The organism is Cobetia marina (genome assembly GCF_001720485.1).
Lineage (GTDB): Bacteria > Pseudomonadota > Gammaproteobacteria > Pseudomonadales > Halomonadaceae > Cobetia > Cobetia marina.
The window spans coordinates 492,271-509,908 of sequence record NZ_CP017114.1 but is presented as its reverse complement, the minus strand read 5'-3'; the positions used below and the strand labels follow the sequence as shown (position 1 = coordinate 509,908).

The following is a 17,638-nucleotide window of genomic DNA, read 5'->3' as shown; positions in this document are numbered from 1 at the left end:
GACCCCGACCGTGTCATGCCCTCACCTTCAAGGAGCCTCACATGCGCTGGTTCAACAGCTACCGCCTGCACGGTCATAGTCTTGCCCCCCGTCTCCCGCAGCACAGTCTGGTCATCAGCATGCGCTGGCCTGGACACTGGCCCCTGGCACCGGGTACCACCATCGTGGTGGAACACCCGACGCTGGGACGGCTGATCAAGCATGTAGATCGCATCGACCACCACGGCCGCCTCTGGCTTTACGGAGAGCACCCCGATGGCTTGAGCAGTGAGCAGATGGGCCCGGTGTCCCGCCAGTGCGTCAAGGGACGCGTCATCTTCAGCGTGGCCGCGACCTCATCCTCGCATCAGCTGGGGCATGGAGCCTGACGGCACCACCACTCAGCGCATCGCAAGACGATCATGTCCGCCTGCTATCCACGCCATTCACTCGCGTCCAGAAACGACAACGCCCGCCTCCCATTCGCATGGGGGCGGGCGTTGTGCTGTCAGCGGGGCCAGCGGCTGAACCGTGGCCCCGAACGCTTCAGATCACTCTTCCATGAAGGAACGCAGTGACTCGGAGCGTGACGGGTGACGCAGCTTGCGCAGCGCTTTCGCTTCGATCTGACGGATACGCTCACGGGTGACATCGAACTGCTTGCCGACTTCCTCAAGGGTGTGGTCGGTGTTCATGTCGATACCGAAACGCATGCGCAGCACCTTGGCTTCACGTGCGGTCAGACCGGACAGGATGCCGCGGGTCGCTTCGATCAGACCTTCGCCGGTGGCGGAGTCGATCGGCGAGACCATGGTGCCGTCCTCGATGAAGTCACCCAGGTGCGAATCATCGTCGTCACCGATCGGCGTCTCCATGGAGATGGGCTCCTTGGCGATCTTGAGCACGCGACGCACCTTGTCTTCCGGCATCTCGAGGCGTTCACCCAGCTCTTCCGGCGTCGGCTCGCGACCCATTTCCTGCAGCATCTGACGCGAGACACGGTTCAACTTGTTGATGGTCTCGATCATGTGCACCGGAATACGGATGGTGCGCGCCTGATCCGCGATGGAGCGCGTGATCGCCTGACGGATCCACCAGGTGGCGTAGGTCGAGAACTTGTAACCACGACGGTACTCGAACTTGTCCACGGCCTTCATCAGGCCGATGTTGCCTTCCTGGATGAGATCCAGGAACTGCAGGCCACGATTGGTGTACTTCTTGGCGATGGAGATGACCAGACGCAGGTTGGCCTCGACCATTTCCTTCTTGGCACGCCGCGCCTTGGCTTCACCGATCGACAGGCGACGATTGACTTCCTTGAGCTCGCTGACCGGCAGCTGGACCATGTCCTGCTCGAAGGCGATCTTGCGCTGGGCACGCAGCACGTCGGCACGGAACGGCTCGAGCTTGTCGGCGTACTTCTTGCTGCCGCCGATGAAGCCGTCGAACCAGTCCATGTCGGACTCGTGGCCCGGGAATGCCTTGATGAAGCTCTTGCGAGGCACCTTGCCGCGCTTGACGAAGATCTGCAGGATGACCTTTTCCTGCTCGCGCACCTGCTCGACGGACACGCGAACCTGACCGACCAGGCGCTCGAAGTGCTTAGGCACCAGCTTGATCGGCGAGAACAGCTCGGCAAGACGCTCCTGCTCGGCCTTGGCCTCAGGAGAACCTGAACCGTACTTCTCGATGGCGGCCTTGGTCAGATCATTCTGCTCGCGAATCTGTTCGAAGCGCACGCGTGCAAGCTCAGGATCCGGACCACCCTCGGAAGCGGAGTCGTCCTCGTCGTCGTCCTCGCCTTCAGACTCCTCGCCTTCCTCGACTTCCTCAACTTCCTCGACCTCGACTTCAGCGACACCCGGTACGCCTTCATCCGGATCGATGAAACCGGAGAACAGGTCGGACAGACGTCCGCCGTCCTCGCCGAGCGTGCCATCGTAGGCTTCGAGAATGGAGTCGACCGCTCCCGGCAGGAAGGCCAGAGACGACATGACCTCACGCGTGCCTTCCTCGATCCGCTTGGCGATCTTGATCTCGCCTTCACGGGTCAGGAGTTCGACGGTACCCATTTCACGCATGTACATGCGGACCGGGTCGGTCGTGCGTCCCACATCGCTTTCCACCGCGGCGAGAGCAGCGACGGCTTCTTCGGCGGCGGACTCGTCAGTGGAGGAATCAGACATCATCAAGGTATCGGCATCAGGCGCTTCTTCAGCGACCTTGATGCCCATATCGTTGATCATGCTGATGATGTCTTCCACCTGTTCTGGATCAGCGATATCCTCGGGCAGGTGATCGTTGACCTCGGCATAGGTCAGGTAACCCTGTTCCTTGCCGCGCGCGATCAACTCCTTGAGACGCGACTGCTGCTGCGCATTACCAGCCATAGAACCCCTAATCTCGACGAAGAAGAATGAAGCACCTGGACGCGACGCTGCTCAGCGAGTAAGCGCCGGTTAGGGACGAAGAGAGCATCAAGCGCACCAGTATAGCGTGCCATCGGGAGATGCTGCCAGCGGCGTATTTGCCGGACCATCCAGGTGTGTTAGCGTTATCGGTTACGTTGCGGCAGTCCGCATCGGGAACTACCCCATTAGATAGTGTGTGTGAGAGCGTCTTTCAAGGTCAGCCAACGCTTTTTCATCCGCGAGGACGGCCCATCTCCCACATGCGGTCACCGAAAGGCTCCGTGAGCTTCAGCGCCGCGTTGCCAGCTGCATCAGCAGGGCCATCAGCCGCTGCTTCTCCTCAGCCGACAGCTTCTCGCCCTGCTTTTCCTTGGCCAGCAAGGCCTGGTATTCCGCCTCGGGTGACGTGCGCGCCAGCTGATGCTGGCAATGCTCCACCAGCCCCTTCAGCTCCTCGCTGCGCACTTCACGCGGGATGAGCAGCTCACGCGCGGCCAACTGCTCGAGGCGCGGCCCCTGAGCAGTGCCCAGAAAGTGCGCCAGCAGCACCTGAGGCGAACGATACTGGCCAGCCTTGAGCAATCTCACCACCTCGACCAGCAGACGGACATCCTCACTGTCTGCCGGCTCGCCGGCGCCTTCGATCCATTCATCGCTGGCCGGCAGCTCCGCCACCAGCTGCGGCTCATGCACCAGAAGGTGCAGCAGGCGCGTCAGCATGCTGACCGAGTGACGCGGTGACGTCTTGCGCGCCGCGCCATGCGAGGCAGCGGCCGGACGAGACCGCCCACCCGAGGCACCACCAGCCTCCGGGGGTGGCGCCCAGTCCTCCGGCTGCCAGCCCTCTGCATCCTGCTCACCGAAGCCGGCATCTGCCATCGCATCCAGCGATGACCAGTCGCCACCCTGCGGTTCATTCAGACTGCCACCTTCCAGGCGATTCCCCGCCGGAGCGGCGGAGTGCGACTGGCGCAGCTGCTGATGCTGCCGGAGACGCGCCTGCTGGGCATCACGCGCCGCGGCACGCTCCACCAGCATGGCATCCAGCCGCTCACGCTCCAGGCCACTGCGGCGCTCCAGCTCCTTGAGCAGCAGTGAACGCAGCACCCCCTCGGGCACCCGGGATATCCATTCCAGTGCCTGGGTCACGAAGCGCTCCAGCTGCTCCATGCGCTTGAGGTCGCGCCCTTCCGCCGCCTGCTCGAACAGGAACTCGGAGAGCCCCGAGGCGCAGGTCACCCGCTTCTCGAAGGCTTCCTGCCCTTCACTGCGCACCAGCGAATCCGGGTCTTCACCCTCAGGCAGGAACAGGAAACGTGCCTGGCGGCCATCGATCATGACGTCCAGCACCGTCTCCAGTGCCCGGCGCGCGGCCTGACGGCCAGCCTTGTCACCGTCGAAGCAGAACACCACTTCATCGACCAGCCGATAGAGGCGCTTGAGGTGTTCCTCACTGGTCGCGGTGCCCAGGGTGGCGCAGGCATTGCGAATGCCATACTGCGCCAGCGCCACGACGTCCATGTAGCCCTCGACGATCAGCATGCGCTCAAGCTTGCGATTCGCCTCGCGGGCCTCATACAGGCCGTAGAGCTCACGCCCCTTGTGGAAGACAGGCGTCTCGGGGGAATTCAGGTATTTGGGTTTCGCATCGCCCATCACGCGACCACCGAAGGCGATGGTGCGCCCCTTCCAGTCACGGATCGGGAACATCACGCGATCGCGGAAGCGGTCATAGCGCCGCCCACTCTCCTCGTGATGGATCAGCAGGCCGTACTCGATCTGCACCTCTTCGCTGACACCCAGCTTGCTCAGATGGTGCTTGAGATGTTCCCAGCCCTGGGGCGCAAAGCCGATACCGAAATCGCGCATCACCTCACGCGACAGCCCACGCCCCTCAAGATACTCACGGGCGGGCTGTGCGGCAGGTTCCGTCAGGCGCTGGCGATAGAAGTCAGCCGCCGCCTCAAGCAGATTGACACCCTCTTCACGGGCCTGCTCGCGGCGCTGGCGCTCGCGACGTTCATGGGGGCTCTGATTGCCGCCTTCACGGGGCACCTCGAGCGCCAGACGCGAGGCGAGCTGCTCGACCGCTTCCGGAAACGGCAGACGATCGAATTCCATCAGAAACTTGAGGGCACTGCCGCTCGCCCCGCACCCGAAGCAGTGATAGAACTGCTTGTCCGGAATGACGTTGAACGAGGGAGAGTTTTCCTGATGGAAGGGGCACAGGCCGACATAGCTCTTGCCAGCCTTCTTCAACTGGACACGCTCACCTACCACCTCGACCACATCGGTACGGGCCAGCAGATCGTCTATGAAGCCTTGCGGGATGAGACCAGCCATGGTTCGCCAGAAGTCATGGAAAAACGGACTGACCCCAACGCAGTGAGTCGACATCACGCCAACGGGCGATCACATCGACGACAGCGCTCGGGTCAGGCCATCCCTCGAGAAACAGCAACGTGTGCAGTGAACTGACACACGACTCGGGAACAAACGGATCACCAGAGACAAAAACAAGCGGCCACCGTGAGGCAGCCGCTTGGTGTCCTTCCAGAGAGCAGTGGATCACTCCCCAAAAGTACGGATCAGTAGAGACGCTCGAAACGCTTGCGCTCACGCTGAACCTTCTTGGCGTGGCGCTTTACAGCGGCCGCCTGCTGACGCTTGCGAACAGCGGTCGGCTTCTCGTAGTGCTCACGACGACGCACTTCGGAAAGAACACCGGCTTTTTCGCAGGAGCGCTTGAAACGGCGCAGGGCGACGTCGAACGGCTCGTTGTCACGTACTTTAACTGAAGGCATTAAACACTCACCTACCTTGAGATCATGAGTTCGGTTTGAACGCACATCCGGTGCAGCCACTCCTCAGGAGCCACCAGCCAGCGACGGTAAACCGCCACCTGCAGGTCGATCCAGCATCAATCAGTCGCCTGCGACACCACCGGTGAGGGTAGCCGTCGCTGGCTGGAATCATGATTCGGGGAGCTTTTGCGGGGTGGTCGGATGCACGACCCAGTCTTGCAGAGTGCCATATTCTAGACACCCGTCCCCGCCTTTGCAAACGCGGAAACCGGAAATCGTCTCTCGCATAACGCCAGCTGGCGCGACACCCGTGCTCACAGCCAGTAGAATATCGCGCATTCACGGCACCCTCGCCTCTCGGGCTCGCTCAGGCAGCCTCGCTGGCCGTGCCGCCCTCTACTTCTGATATTTCCTGAGAGTCAGCCATGCGTGTGCTCGGCATCGAGACTTCCTGCGACGAGACCGGCGTCGCCATCTACGACACGGACCAGGGCCTGCTTGCAGACGCCCTCTACAGCCAGATCGCCATGCACGCCGAATTCGGCGGTGTGGTGCCGGAGCTGGCCTCTCGCGATCATACCCGCAAGCTGCTGCCGTTGATCCAGCAGGTGATGGACGAGGCGAATCTGAAAGCCGCTGACATCGATGCCATCACCTATACCGCAGGCCCGGGGCTGGTGGGCGCCTTGATGGTCGGCGCCTCGACGGCCCATGGCCTGGCCAGAGCCTGGCAGATTCCGGTGCTCGGGGTGCATCACATGGAAGGCCATCTGCTGGCCCCGATGCTGGAAGACGACGCACCGGAATTCCCCTTCGTGGCGCTGCTGGTCTCCGGTGGCCACACACAGCTGGTGGCGGTACGCGGGCTGGGCGAGTACGAGCTGCTGGGCGAGTCCGTGGATGATGCCGCAGGCGAGGCCTTCGACAAGGCCGCCAAGATGCTGGAACTGCCCTACCCCGGCGGCCCGCAGGTTGCCAAGCTGGCCGAGCAGGGCGATCCGAAGCGCTACCGCTTCCCGCGCCCGATGACGGATCGCCCCGGACTGGATTTCAGCTTCTCGGGCCTCAAGACCCACACCATGGTCACCCTCAAGAAGGCAAAGGCCAGTGGCGAGCCGGACGAACAGCATCGCGCCGACATCGCGCGCGCCTTCGAGGAAGCCGTGGTCGACACCCTGGTCATCAAGTGCCGCCGCGCGCTGGATCAGACCGGTCTCAAGCGTCTGGTCGTGGCGGGCGGCGTCAGTGCCAATACCCGCCTGCGCGAGCGCCTGAGCCATGAACTGGCCAAGCGCAACGCCCGCGCCTACTATCCGCGCGGTCGCTTCTGTACCGACAATGGCGCCATGATCGCCTACGTGGGTGCACAACGACTGAACGCCGGTGAGCAGGACACTGGCCCGATGAAGGCCGTACCACGCTGGCCTCTCGATAGCCTGTCCGCGCCGCAGGGGCATCACGACTGATCACTGCCGCTCCCGGCGCGTCTCGGCGGCCGTGAAAAGGCGTAGCTGCGATGAAACGGCTACGATGAAAACGGTTCCGATGAAAACAGCAACGCCCTGCCGGGCTACCCGGCAGGGCGTTCGTGCTTCATGTGGCGCAGGTCATGGCGCGAGCGTCATTCAGCGCCGTGATCAGACCGCGCAGAATGCCGCCTCATCACGGCGCGACGCCGGTGCGGGAGATCCTCCGGCAACGCCAGCTGAACTCCACCGGCCACAAGGGCTGCGACTCGGCATGCCCATGCTCGACGAATGACTGCCACAGGCTGGCATAGTCGACCCCACGCACCGGGTGGCGCTGCTCGGCGAAGGCTTCCGCCAGTGGCAGCAGCACGAAGGCATTGCGATCCACTTCCTCGCGCGGCAGCAGGACACCGTCGATCTCGCCGGTCAGCTCACCGACCGTCAGGATGTCGATATCCAGCGTACGCGGACTGAACTTGGGGCTGCCCTCGAGGCGTCCGTTGGCGAACTCGACCTGCTTGCACCAGGCTTGCAGCTCACCGACGCTCCAGTCACTGTGGAATCCCGCCACCAGATTGTAGAAATTGCGCCCGTCGACGAACCCCACCGGCTCGCTTTCGTAGACGGAAGACAGCGTGAGCTCCCCGAAGGTCGCCTCCAGGGCATCCAGGCAGACTCGCACGTGATGATCACGTTCGATGTTGCTGCCGATGGAGACAAGCACCAGAGTCATGCGCTGACATCCACGAGCGTGCCACGCTCGATGCGCACGCCCACCGCTTGCGCCTCCGGGACCGCCCCCGGCTTGCGCACCGTCATCCTGAGCCAGGGAATCCCGAATTCTTCCCGCAGCAGCGCGGCGAGACGCTCCGCGAAGGTCTCCACCAGCTCGAACTGGCTGTCGTCTGCGTAGGTCTGGATCCGAGCGCTGATGGCAGCATAATCAAGGGTATGCGTCAGATCATCCCCGGCCGCGGCAGGACGGATGTCCGTCGCCATCTCCAGATCGATCACCAGACGCTGGCGAATGGTACGCTCCCAGTCATAGACTCCTATCACGGTCTCAACTGCCAGAGCCTCGATCAGCACACGATCCATGGCGTTACCTCTATGCTTGTCGGATGAACCAGTAAAACGACGCCGCCAAAGGCCCCGCCATCATGCCCGAGATTCTACTGCACCCAGCCCCTGCTTGGCCAAACCGAGCCGCGCGATGCGCCTGTCCGCAAGCGACATGGCTGACGGCGCGCAGCGGGTCATGTGCGGGGGAGGCATGCTGAGCGACATCATCGGCTGGGTGGCCACGCTGGCACACTGGCAGCAGCTGAGCCTGCTGCTGGCACTGGCCTATGGGGGAGGGTCGGTTCTGGGAGCGGTGTGGATCTGCCAGCGCCTGGGCCTGACCGACCCGCGACTGGCCGGCTCCTTCAATCCGGGCTTCTCGAATGTACTGCGACTGCACGGTGCCATGCCTGCCGCGCTGGTCCTGGCCTTCGATGCCACCAAGGGCATGCCTGCCCTGTGGCTGGGTGGCGAGATCGCCCTGCCCGCCTGGGCGCTGGGACTGATCGGACTGGCGGTGCTGATCGGCCACAGCCTGCCGCTATGGCATCGCGGACATCGAGGCGGCAAGGCTGTCGCTGCCGCCTTCGGCGTGCTGTTGATGCTGGCACCGGGCGTGGCCCTGAGCTGTGCCGCCCTGTGGATCGGACTGGCGTGGCGCCTGCGCACCGCCGCCATTGCCTCACTCGTCTCAGGGCTTGCCGCCCCGCTCTTCAGCCTGTGGCTGGCGCCGGAAATGAGCGGCGTGATACTCGTCTTCGCCAGTCTGATCGTGGTGCGTCACGCGCTCAATCTGCGCCGCCTGAGCGATGGCAGCGAACCGCGCCTGTAGACCCTCACTCCGCAGCCCGACCCTTGCCTCTGCGTGCATCGTCCTCTCAGTGAGCGTGGCCACAACCACAGTGCGGCGCATGGACCTCTGGCGTGGCTCGCCACTCACGCAACGCCTCGGCAATCGCCTGCTGACGCTGCTCGCCCATCGCCCGCCCGATCTCGGCACCCTTGAGCCCCTGAGCGACCAGGGATTGCGGCGAGACCACCGTCGCGGCCTGCCAGGCGGCATTGCCCAGCCGCGCCAGCCCCTTGTCTTCCACTGCCAGCAAGGCCACCAGCACCGACTGACGCTCACCACGACGCCACGCATCGACGCCATCCAGCCAGACCTTGAGATCTTCCGCCTGCACGCCACCCTCACGATGCGACGCATCATTCAGCTCTCGGCACTGACGCGCCTGCTGAGCCGCATCGCGCACGGCACTGGGCAGACGCAGCTCCTGCGCCAGGGTATCGATCTCCTCACGCGACAGGTGCTCCACCAGCCGTGCCATGCGCCAGCAGACCATCTCCGCCTCATCGACCAGCTGTCGCGGCAGTCGATCCAGCCGCTCCAGCGCTGACTCAAGCGCACGGGCCTCCCTCGCCAGCGCCGGCATCAGCACGCTCAGGGCACCCAGCTCATCCAGCAGCTGGAAGTAGGCCTCAGGACTGGCTTCCCCCAGCGCCTTCTCGGTTTCCTTCCAGACACGCTCGGCGACCAGATGCGAGACTTCGCCGCTCTCGACCATCCCCTGCATCAACGCGCGAGTCTCCTCGGCGACCGTGAAACCCAGCCCCTGATAACGTGCCAGGAAGCGTGCCACGCGCAGCACGCGTAGCGGGTCTTCACTGAAGGCGTCGGAGACGTGACGCAACAGTCGTGCCTCGAGATCCGCAAGTCCGCCGTAGGGGTCCACCAGTTCGCCCTCGCCGGGCGGACTGTCCAGCGGCTCGGCCATGGCATTGATGGTCAGATCACGACGCACGAGATCCTCTTCCAGGGTCACGTCGGGGCTGGCATGCACGGTGAAGCCAACGTAGCCATGTCCAGACTTGCGCTCGGTGCGTGCCAGCGCATATTCCTCCTGCGTCTGAGGGTGCAGGAAGACCGGAAAGTCGCGCCCCACCGGGCGGAAACCACGCGCCTGCATGTCCTCGACCGTCGCGCCCACCACCACGAAATCGCACTCATGCCATGGCCAGCCCAGGCGCGCATCGCGCACGGCGCCCCCTACCCGATAGACCTCGAGCCCTTGCAGCAGGCGGTCCGATGACGCATCAAGTCGATGAGGGGCACTACGAGTCATGGGGACTCCTTGGCAGAAGGGAGATGAGACAATCAGGCAAAGGTGGGATCAGCTACCGCTTTCGACATCATCGCCATGGGTGAGCTGATACTGGGTGAAACCGCCATCGAGAGAGTAGACCTTCTCGAAGCCCTGCCCGGCAAGCCAGGCCGCTGCCTGCTGACTGGAGTGGCCGTGATAGCACACCACTACCAGCGGTGTGTCGCGAGGTGTCTCTTCCAGGATCGCCCCCGCACTGGCGTTGTCCAGATGCCGGCTGCCGGGAATGCGCCCCTGGGTGAAGCTGAGCGGATCACGGATGTCCAGCAGCACGTAGGGTTGTTCACCGTCGCGCCATTGCGCCAGTGACGCCAGATCAAGATGTTCGAAACTCATGGGAACTCCGCTGAAGATAGGGACAGGAAAATGGACGTGCGCCGCTCAGGGGAGGCGCCTTGCAGAGTCAGTCGCGCGATGTCACCGCCGGTTCGAACACGCGCTGCCCCGTCTCGAGATCGAGCGCTGTCAGCCCGCCACCCCATACACAGCCGGTATCCAGTGCCGCGACATCCTGGCGCGCCGCTGGAGTCTCGCCTTCCAGCGCCGCCCAATGGCCGAACAGCAGGCGCGGAGAGTCATCCCAGGCCCCCTCGGGACGCGGAAACTGGAACCAGGGACGATAGCCCTCGGGCGCGGAATCCAGCCCCTCCTTGGCCGCAAAGTCCATGCGACCCTCGCGGTCCACGAAACGCATGCGGGTGAAGACATTCACGATGCAACGCAGCCGCGCGATGCCGCTGAGATCCTCCCGCCAGAGATCGGGCGTGTCGCCATACATCTCGCCGAGAAACTCGCGACAGGCGTCCCCCGCCAGTGCAGCTTCCGCCTCGCGGGCCAGCGCTGCCGCCTGATTCAAGGTCCAGCCGGGCAGAACGCCGGCATGCGTCATCACCGTGCGCCGCGCATCGATGGTCTCTTCCACCATCAACGGCTGGCGACGCAGCCAGTCAAGCAGCTCGTCGCGATCCGGCGCGTCCAGAATGGGCTGAAGCGTATCGGAACGCTTGAGGCGCCCGAAGCCATGCGCGACCGCCAGCAGATGCAGATCATGGTTGCCCAGCACGATGCGCGCACTGTCCCCGAGAGCCTTGGCATGGCGCAGGCATTCAAGCGAGCCCGGCCCGCGATTGACCAGATCTCCGGCCAACCACATCACATCACGTCCGGGCGTGAACTCCAGACGCTGCAACAGGCGTTCGAACTCAACGTGACATCCCTGCAGATCGCCAATCGCCCACTGCGTCATGCTGCTCCCCCGGCCGCCTGGCGGCCTGCTACGTGAATGACTTGCTGATGGTTTCGTTCAGGACGGCGACAGACCGATGGGCCATGTCCCGACCTGGCCCGAGACTCGGCAGGCATCAATGCACCTGATGCGGCCCGGCCAGACGAAATGGCGCGATGGCGACTTCGAAGGTGCGCGCATGGGTGGCATCGGAGAAGGTATAGGCCCCCTGCATCACGCCGACCGGCATGTCGAGGACGGCCCGCGAGGTATAGCGGAAGCTTTCCCCCGGGGCGATCAGCGGCTGCTTGCCGACCACCCCCTTGCCGCGGACTTCCTGCTCGTTGCCGCTTCCCTGGGTGATCTTCCAGTAACGCGCCAGCAGCTGGATCGTCTCGTCGCTGCCATTGTGCACCGTGATGGTGTAGCGGAACACGAAGCGGTTCTCGCTCGGACGACTCTCGTCGGCGCAGTACTCCGGTACGGCGTCGACATGAATGTCCGCCACGCCGCTCATGCGTCGTGATCGCTGTCAGTGGCGGCCTGCGAGGTCGTGACCTCACCGTGACCGACATTGCTGCGGGGGCGCTTGCGGGGCGCGCTGTCCGCCTGACTGGCGGTCATGCCCTGGGCGCTCAGATGGTTGGTGATCATCACCAGCTCCGCGACCGTCAGCGTCTGCGGGCGACGCGAGGGATCAATGCCCAGCGCCGTCAGCTGTTCGGCATCGATACGCCCCTTGAAGTTGTTGCGCAGGGTCTTGCGACGCTGAGAGAAGGCTTCCCGCACGATGATGGCCAGCAGCTTCTCGTCAGTCGCCGGATGCGGCAGCTCGGCATGCGGCACCAGACGCACGATGGCCGAGTCCACCTTTGGCGCCGGGAAGAAGGCACTGGGCGGCACCAGGAAGAGGTTCTCGACCGCACAGTAATACTGGGTCATCACCGACAGACGGCCCCAGTCCGTACCACCCGGCTCAGCCGCCAGACGCTCGACCACTTCCTTCTGCAGCATGAAGTGCATGTCGGCAATCGCACCACGCGCTTCCAGCAGGTGGAAGATCAGTGGCGTGGAGATGTTGTACGGCAGGTTGCCGACCACGCGCAGTGCCGGACCATCGCCCACCAGCGCCGGAAAATCGAAGCGCAGGGCATCGCCCTCGTGGATGACGAAATCGGGATAGTTGAAGAACTGCACGCGCAGCCCGGGGATCAGGTCACGGTCCAGCTCGATGACCTCCAGCTTGCCCGCCGCTTCCAGCAACGGACCGGTCAGCGCCCCCTGCCCCGGACCGATCTCGACCAGCCGCTCCCCCTCTGCCGGACGAATGGCCCTGACGATACGGGAGATGACGCCAAGATCCTGCAGGAAGTTCTGGCCGAAACGCTTGCGCGCACGATGCGCCGGGAAATGTTGGGACATGGGACTGACTTTCCTCCGGGGAGCCCTGTGGACTCCCGACAACAAGACGCCATCCTTCACCTGTGGAATCGATGCAGAGGCATCGAGGGACATGGAAAGGACGGCGAGACCATCCTGGATGGTCGAATGACTGGGGTAGCGGCGACGCCTGCTTGAGGTGCGCGCTCGGCGTGCCGCATGGACGGTCACGCCAGATGATGGGGGATTATCTCAGGCTCGCGCGGCGGCTGCCATCTCGATGGCCACCTGCACGGCCTGCACGAGACTTCCGACATCGGCCCGACCCGTGCCCGCGAGATCCAGCGCGGTACCGTGATCGACCGAGGTACGCACGATGGGCAGGCCCAGCGTGATGTTGGCCGCCTGACCGAATCCGGCGTACTTGAGCACCGGCAGCCCCTGATCGTGATACATCGCCAGCACGGCATCCACGCCATCGAGATGACGTGGCGTGAACAGGGTATCCGCCGGCAGCGGCCCCGCCAGCTGCATGCCCGTGGCGCGCAGTGCCTCGAGCGTCGGTGAGATCACCTCGATCTCCTCGACGCCGAGATGCCCACCTTCGCCGGCATGGGGGTTGAGTCCGCACACCGCGATGCGCGGCGTCTCACGCCCGAAGTAGCGTTTGAGATCTTCCGCCAGGATAGTGAGCACTCGTGTCAGCCCCTGCGGCGTGATGGCGTCGGCCACCTCACGCAGCGGCAGATGGGTGGTGGCCAGCGCGACACGCAGTCCCGGGCACGCCAGCATCATGACCACTTCCTCGACACCGCAGACGTCGCGCAGATACTCGGTATGCCCCGTGAAACCGGCGTGGCCGGCCTCGATCACGGCAGCCTTGGACAGCGGCGCCGTCACCATGGCACTGGCGTGTCCGGCCTGACAGGCGGCGATGGCCACGTCGAGCATCTGCAGGACATGATCACCGTTGCGCGCATCGATCACCCCCGGCTCACTGGGCACCGCCAGCGGCACCGGCCATACGGCCAGATGACCATTGCGGGCCGGTGGCAGGGGGTCGCCGGGGCTCAGCTCATGCAATTCAAGCGAAAGCCCCAGCAGGCGGGCACGACTGGCCAGCAGGTCGGGATCGGCGACCGCGACCAGCTGCGCCGGGAAGTCCTCGGCCTGAGCCGCCAGCATCACCAGCAGCTCGGGACCGATGCCCGCCGGCTCCCCGGCGGTCAGCGCGATCACCTCGGACGACATGGCGCGCTCACTGCTCATCAAGGCGGTTGTCGACATAGGCCTCGGCGCGGATCTGCTGCTGCCAGGCTTCCAGTTCGTCATTGAGCTTGCGCTGGAACAGGGTCTTGCGGACCTTGTCACGCTGGCTGGAATTGGTGACATCCTGCTGACGACGATTCTCGACCTCGATGATGTGATAGCCGAAGCGCGTCTTGATGGGCTGGCTGACCTCCCCCACCTTCAGGGCGTTCATGGCAGTCTCGAAGGACGACACCGTCTGCCCCGGGCTGACCCACCCCAGCTCGCCACCCTTGAGAGAGCTGCCCTTGTCGTCGCTGAACTCCTGGGCCAGCGCGGCGAAGTCCTCGCCTCCCAGCACGCGACGGCGGATGGACTCGGCACGCTCAAGCGCCTGCTGATCACTCATGTTCGGGTTGGGCTGGATCAGGATGTGACGCGCCTGAGTCTGGGAAATCAATGACTTGCCTGCGCCACGCTTCTCGATCAGCTTGACCAGGTGATAGCCGCTGGCACTGCGCAACGGCTGGGACACCTCACCTGCCTGCATGTCCGGCACCACATCGGCGAATACGCTCGGCAGCTCACCGCCGGCGCGCCAGCCGAGATCCCCGCCACTCAGCGCCTGGCTGCCAGCGGATTCCGCCGCTGCCACCTGGGCGAAGTCCGTCCCATCGGCGATCTGCTGACGCAGACCATCGGCACGCTCGCGCGCCGCCTTGACCTGAGCCGGTGTCGGCTCCTGCGGCAGGGCGACCAGCAGGTGCGCCAGGTGATACTGGATATCACTGCCGACGCCCTGCTGGTTGAGATACCGGTCGATCTCGCGATCGGAGATGCGCACCTTGCTGGCCACGCGACGCTGCTGGATCTGTTGCACCAGCAGTTCACGACGCACCTGATCACGCACATCGGCCAGCGACATGCCATCCTGCTCGAGCTTGTCGGCAAAGGCCTCCAGGCTCAGACCATTGTCCTTGGCGATTCCCCGCAGGGTGGCATTGAGCTGGGTGTCATCGATGCTCAGATTGGCCTGCTCCGCCATCTGCAGCTGAATCTGCTCATTGACCATGCGGTCGAGCACCTGGCGCTCCAGCACATTGCGCGGCGGCAGGTTGATACCGCGACTCTGCAGCTGTTGGCTGGCCTGGGAGACACGCCGCTCCATGTCGCTTTGCATGATGGCGTCCTTGTTGACCACGGCAACCACACGGTCGAGCAACTCGGCGGCACTCACCGGCAGGCTTGCCAGCGCGAATGCCAGCCCCAGCGGGGCAATCAGGGTCTTGCGCATCGGGTGTTCTCTCGACGTAAAAATGTTGATGGCGCCGCCTTGCAGCGGCGCCCTGTCGTCAGCGTGCGTGACGCATCCCGGGGGTCAGAAACCGGCGTTGCGATAGCCCGGCACCGCCTGCTCCAGATAGCTGTCCGCGCTCTGGCCGACGCCACCCAGTCCCTTGAACTCGAAGGTCAGGAAGATACCGTTCTTCTCTTCATCATCCGAGATGGTATTGGCGGTGTCGTTGTCATCCTGCCATTCCCTCCAGGTGACCTGGACGCCATAGCAGCAGTCGTTGTACTGGACACCCAGCACCTTCTCCAGCGAGCGGGAATTGGTGCTGTCGTACTGATAGCGGCCCAGCAGCGACCAGCTTGCGCTGACCGGCGTCGCGAACGAGAAATCCCACTCGTTGCGGGTATAGCCCAGCACGTCTTCATCGTCCTCATCATCGTAAGGCACGAACCCTTCGATCTCACGATTGAAGCCAAAGTTCAGTACCGTGCCCTGTTTGGCGCGATAACGCAGTGATGTCTGGGCACTTTCGGTGACACCGCGATCGAAGTCCTGGAACACGGCCTGGGTCGCGGTCCACTGGTCGTTGAGGACCACATCGGCCTGGAAGACCACCGGCGAGCGGTCACGCGTCGCCCGATAGTAATCGGAGTAGCTGTCGAAGTCGGAGCGCGACGTCTTGTCCGGGTCCCCATCCATGTCGATGTTGCGGTCCGACAGGTAGCTGGACTGGCCAACGCCCAGCTTGAGGCGTTCACGACCGCTCTCGTCACTGATGAAGCGCGAGGAGACGCCGTAGGAGATCTTGTTGGTGTCGCCTACTCGGTCGCCACCGCTGAAGCGGTAGGGAGACCACAGCTGATTCCAGCTGAAGGCATCCTCGGAGGTGTCGAAGTCCGGGAAGTCGGACTGATCGACCTCAGGGACATAGGCGTAGTACAGACGCGGCTCCAGCGTCTGCTTGTAACCTTCGCCGAACCACTCGGTATCACGGTCGAAGATCAAGCCGCTGTCCAGTGACAGCACCGGAATGGTCGCCGAGGTACTGCTGTCACGATCGGTCTCGCGATCCCCGTAGTCCAGGTCGTAGCTCAGACTGATCAGCTGGGCACGCGGCTCGATGAAGCTCCAGCTCTGATCACTGCGCCAGCCCACGGCCGGCGCCAGACGCAGACGGGTGCCGTTGGCGGCTTCATCGTCGTCGATGTCCGTGTCGGTCTCGTCCACATCACGCCAGAAGTAGGTGGCGTTGGAATTCCATTCTTCATAGAAGCCGCTGGTCTGGCTCCAGCGCGCGTTGGCAGTCAGGCTCGGCAGGCGATAGAACGGCTTGTCCTCGTCATCCAGCGGAAAGTCCATCCGCTGATACCCCTGCGCCTTGAACTCGAGATCCCAGACGTCGCCACGGTAATTCAGTCGCGCGAGACGCTCGAGGCTGTCCGTCTCGGTCTCGCCGAAGTTGCGCCCGAAGTCATCGAAGTAATTGCCGTCGGATGCCGCGCCATACTTGAGCTGATAGGCCGTGCGCGCGTCATAGCGACCAGAGTGCTGGTAATTGATGTACCAGCGATCCTCGCCGATGAGATCCTCTTCATCGTCATCCGGATCACTGCCGCCATCGTCATCGGCCAACCAGGCGCCTTCCAGCGTGCCTTCGTCGCCACGCGGCAGCAGGTAACGGAACTCACCTTCCAGCATCTCACCGCGCTCTGAAATGTAGCGAGGCGTGATGGTGGCATCGTAATTCGGGGCCAGGTTCAGATAGATGGGCTGGGCATAATCGAAGCCGCTGGAGCTGGTGTAGCTGAGCTGCGGCCACAGCAACCCGGTGTGGCGGCGGTCATCGACCGGGAAACGCACATAGGGCCAATAGAAGACCGGCACGCCGCCCATTTCCATGCGCGCGTGGGTCGCCTCCCCCCAACCGGACTCCCGGTCGATGGTGATATCGCTGCCGACCAGACGCCACAGGCTGTTGCCCGGCTCACAGGAGGTGAAGCTGGCATCCTTCAGGCGATATCGGCCATCTTCCAGACGCGCCAACTGCACCGCATCCCCCCGGATACGCTGCTTGTGGAAGACGTAGTGACCATTGTCGACGCTGGCCGCGTCGCTGTTGAGCGAGACGCGGGCATCATCTCCGCGCAGCAGCACGCCGGGCTGACGGTAGGTCACCGGGCCCTTGGCCGTCGCGGTGTCTCGCGCCTCGTTGACGCTGACCTCAGGCGATTCCAGCTGGGAATCACCCCGTCTGAGCACTACCTCGCCCATCAGGGTCGCGACGCCGTCATTGCCATAATTGGCCTTGTCGGCGGAGGTCGCGACCTGCTCGGGCGTGTCACCCGCATCGATCCGGTAGGCCGGTGTCACGTAGCGACCGCTGCACAGCTGCCCCTGCGGCATCTCATCATAAGGCTGCCAGTCGAGCTGGCTTGCCGACAGCGGCTCCGGCGGGGCGGCTTGCGCCATCAGCGGCGCGCCAGCGGCCAGCGGGGCCAGCGTCCACAGGAGACGCAGCACCAGCGGCTTGAGCCGCCATGTCGCCGGCTGGCTGACGGGGAGACGCGTCGCCGTCGTGGAAGACGCAAGACGACGATGCGGCCG

General features: G+C 64.0%; 16 protein-coding genes. 3 read left to right on the top strand and 13 right to left on the bottom strand.

Annotated elements, in window-relative coordinates; all coding sequences use genetic code 11:
* Window positions 1-41 precede the first annotated feature (41 nt).
* Window positions 42-368 carry a S24/S26 family peptidase gene (locus BFX80_RS02220; protein ID WP_077378119.1) on the top strand — a complete coding sequence of 109 codons (327 nt, stop codon included), beginning with the start codon at window positions 42-44 and terminating at the stop codon, window positions 366-368.
* A 162-nt stretch (window positions 369-530) separates the two neighbouring features.
* Here BFX80_RS02220 and rpoD read toward each other — a convergent pair whose 3' ends face one another.
* The 3 genes from rpoD to rpsU all read right to left on the bottom strand — a co-directional run bounded on the left by rpoD (window position 531) and on the right by rpsU (window position 5,194).
* Window positions 531-2,369 carry an RNA polymerase sigma factor RpoD gene (rpoD, locus tag BFX80_RS02215; RefSeq protein WP_084207866.1) on the bottom strand — a complete coding sequence of 613 codons (1,839 nt, stop codon included), beginning with the start codon at window positions 2,367-2,369 and terminating at the stop codon, window positions 531-533.
* 309 nt (window positions 2,370-2,678) lie between these two features.
* On the bottom strand, window positions 2,679-4,733 hold the full coding sequence (gene dnaG / locus BFX80_RS02210) for a DNA primase (RefSeq protein ID WP_084207865.1): 2,055 nt from the start codon (window positions 4,731-4,733) through the stop codon (window positions 2,679-2,681).
* Window positions 4,734-4,978: 245 nt separating this feature from the next.
* Entirely contained in the window at window positions 4,979-5,194 is a 216-nt protein-coding gene (gene rpsU / locus BFX80_RS02205; protein WP_024951433.1) for a 30S ribosomal protein S21, read from the bottom strand.
* 425 nt (window positions 5,195-5,619) lie between these two features.
* Here rpsU and tsaD point away from each other — a divergent pair, with 425 nt between their 5' ends.
* The gene (gene tsaD, locus BFX80_RS02200; protein WP_077378110.1) at window positions 5,620-6,660 is read left to right on the top strand and encodes a tRNA (adenosine(37)-N6)-threonylcarbamoyltransferase complex transferase subunit TsaD; all 1,041 of its coding nucleotides are present in this window, start codon (window positions 5,620-5,622) and stop codon (window positions 6,658-6,660) included.
* Window positions 6,661-6,856: 196 nt separating this feature from the next.
* Here tsaD and folK read toward each other — a convergent pair whose 3' ends face one another.
* Both folK and folB read right to left on the bottom strand, forming a co-directional pair.
* Window positions 6,857-7,396, bottom strand: a complete 540-nt coding sequence (folK, locus tag BFX80_RS02195) for a 2-amino-4-hydroxy-6-hydroxymethyldihydropteridine diphosphokinase (protein ID WP_077378107.1) — start codon at window positions 7,394-7,396, stop codon at window positions 6,857-6,859.
* Entirely contained in the window at window positions 7,393-7,761 is a 369-nt protein-coding gene (gene folB / locus BFX80_RS02190) for a dihydroneopterin aldolase (protein WP_077378104.1), read from the bottom strand. The genes folK and folB overlap by 4 nt, the downstream gene beginning before the upstream one ends.
* 115 nt (window positions 7,762-7,876) lie before the next feature.
* Here folB and BFX80_RS02185 point away from each other — a divergent pair, with 115 nt between their 5' ends.
* Complete coding sequence (locus BFX80_RS02185) at window positions 7,877-8,557, top strand: glycerol-3-phosphate acyltransferase (RefSeq protein WP_240499643.1); 681 nt, start codon at window positions 7,877-7,879, stop codon at window positions 8,555-8,557.
* 46 nt (window positions 8,558-8,603) lie between these two features.
* Here the strand turns inward: BFX80_RS02185 and BFX80_RS02180 are convergent, their stop codons facing one another.
* The 8 genes from BFX80_RS02180 to BFX80_RS02145 all read right to left on the bottom strand — a co-directional run bounded on the left by BFX80_RS02180 (window position 8,604) and on the right by BFX80_RS02145 (window position 17,503).
* Window positions 8,604-9,848 carry a polynucleotide adenylyltransferase gene (locus BFX80_RS02180; protein ID WP_084207864.1) on the bottom strand — a complete coding sequence of 415 codons (1,245 nt, stop codon included), beginning with the start codon at window positions 9,846-9,848 and terminating at the stop codon, window positions 8,604-8,606.
* Window positions 9,849-9,896: 48 nt separating this feature from the next.
* On the bottom strand, window positions 9,897-10,223 hold the full coding sequence (glpE, locus tag BFX80_RS02175; RefSeq protein WP_084207863.1) for a thiosulfate sulfurtransferase GlpE: 327 nt from the start codon (window positions 10,221-10,223) through the stop codon (window positions 9,897-9,899).
* Between the two features lie 67 nt (window positions 10,224-10,290).
* Window positions 10,291-11,133 (bottom strand): symmetrical bis(5'-nucleosyl)-tetraphosphatase, encoded by an 843-nt coding sequence (locus tag BFX80_RS02170; RefSeq protein ID WP_084207862.1) that lies wholly within the window; start codon window positions 11,131-11,133, stop codon window positions 10,291-10,293.
* A 115-nt stretch (window positions 11,134-11,248) separates the two neighbouring features.
* The gene (apaG, locus tag BFX80_RS02165; protein ID WP_077378092.1) at window positions 11,249-11,629 is read right to left on the bottom strand and encodes a Co2+/Mg2+ efflux protein ApaG; all 381 of its coding nucleotides are present in this window, start codon (window positions 11,627-11,629) and stop codon (window positions 11,249-11,251) included.
* On the bottom strand, window positions 11,626-12,534 hold the full coding sequence (gene rsmA, locus BFX80_RS02160) for a 16S rRNA (adenine(1518)-N(6)/adenine(1519)-N(6))-dimethyltransferase RsmA (RefSeq protein WP_077378089.1): 909 nt from the start codon (window positions 12,532-12,534) through the stop codon (window positions 11,626-11,628). The genes apaG and rsmA overlap by 4 nt, the downstream gene beginning before the upstream one ends.
* 210 nt (window positions 12,535-12,744) lie before the next feature.
* Window positions 12,745-13,743 carry a 4-hydroxythreonine-4-phosphate dehydrogenase PdxA gene (gene pdxA / locus BFX80_RS02155; protein ID WP_084207861.1) on the bottom strand — a complete coding sequence of 333 codons (999 nt, stop codon included), beginning with the start codon at window positions 13,741-13,743 and terminating at the stop codon, window positions 12,745-12,747.
* 7 nt (window positions 13,744-13,750) lie between these two features.
* Window positions 13,751-15,034: a peptidylprolyl isomerase gene (locus BFX80_RS02150; protein ID WP_084207860.1), complete on the bottom strand. Its 1,284-nt coding sequence runs from the start codon at window positions 15,032-15,034 to the stop codon at window positions 13,751-13,753.
* A gap of 84 nt (window positions 15,035-15,118) precedes the next feature.
* Entirely contained in the window at window positions 15,119-17,503 is a 2,385-nt protein-coding gene (locus BFX80_RS02145) for an LPS-assembly protein LptD (RefSeq protein WP_084209586.1), read from the bottom strand.
* Between the last annotated feature and the right edge of the window lie 135 nt (window positions 17,504-17,638).

Coding starts and splice junctions, on each gene's coding strand:
- apaG (WP_077378092.1), bottom strand. CDS start 11,629: ATGAGCGGCGTGGCGGACATTCATGTCGACGCCGTACCGGAGTACTGC.
- BFX80_RS02220 (WP_077378119.1), top strand. CDS start 42: ATGCGCTGGTTCAACAGCTACCGCCTGCACGGTCATAGTCTTGCCCCC.
- BFX80_RS02150 (WP_084207860.1), bottom strand. CDS start 15,034: ATGCGCAAGACCCTGATTGCCCCGCTGGGGCTGGCATTCGCGCTGGCA.
- rpsU (WP_024951433.1), bottom strand. CDS start 5,194: ATGCCTTCAGTTAAAGTACGTGACAACGAGCCGTTCGACGTCGCCCTG.
- BFX80_RS02145 (WP_084209586.1), bottom strand. CDS start 17,503: ATGGCGCAAGCCGCCCCGCCGGAGCCGCTGTCGGCAAGCCAGCTCGAC.
- tsaD (WP_077378110.1), top strand. CDS start 5,620: ATGCGTGTGCTCGGCATCGAGACTTCCTGCGACGAGACCGGCGTCGCC.
- BFX80_RS02185 (WP_240499643.1), top strand. CDS start 7,877: ATGCGCCTGTCCGCAAGCGACATGGCTGACGGCGCGCAGCGGGTCATG.
- folB (WP_077378104.1), bottom strand. CDS start 7,761: ATGGATCGTGTGCTGATCGAGGCTCTGGCAGTTGAGACCGTGATAGGA.
- dnaG (WP_084207865.1), bottom strand. CDS start 4,733: ATGGCTGGTCTCATCCCGCAAGGCTTCATAGACGATCTGCTGGCCCGT.
- BFX80_RS02180 (WP_084207864.1), bottom strand. CDS start 9,848: ATGACTCGTAGTGCCCCTCATCGACTTGATGCGTCATCGGACCGCCTG.
- pdxA (WP_084207861.1), bottom strand. CDS start 13,743: ATGTCGTCCGAGGTGATCGCGCTGACCGCCGGGGAGCCGGCGGGCATC.
- rpoD (WP_084207866.1), bottom strand. CDS start 2,369: ATGGCTGGTAATGCGCAGCAGCAGTCGCGTCTCAAGGAGTTGATCGCG.
- folK (WP_077378107.1), bottom strand. CDS start 7,396: ATGACTCTGGTGCTTGTCTCCATCGGCAGCAACATCGAACGTGATCAT.
- glpE (WP_084207863.1), bottom strand. CDS start 10,223: ATGAGTTTCGAACATCTTGATCTGGCGTCACTGGCGCAATGGCGCGAC.
- rsmA (WP_077378089.1), bottom strand. CDS start 12,534: ATGTCCCAACATTTCCCGGCGCATCGTGCGCGCAAGCGTTTCGGCCAG.
- BFX80_RS02170 (WP_084207862.1), bottom strand. CDS start 11,133: ATGACGCAGTGGGCGATTGGCGATCTGCAGGGATGTCACGTTGAGTTC.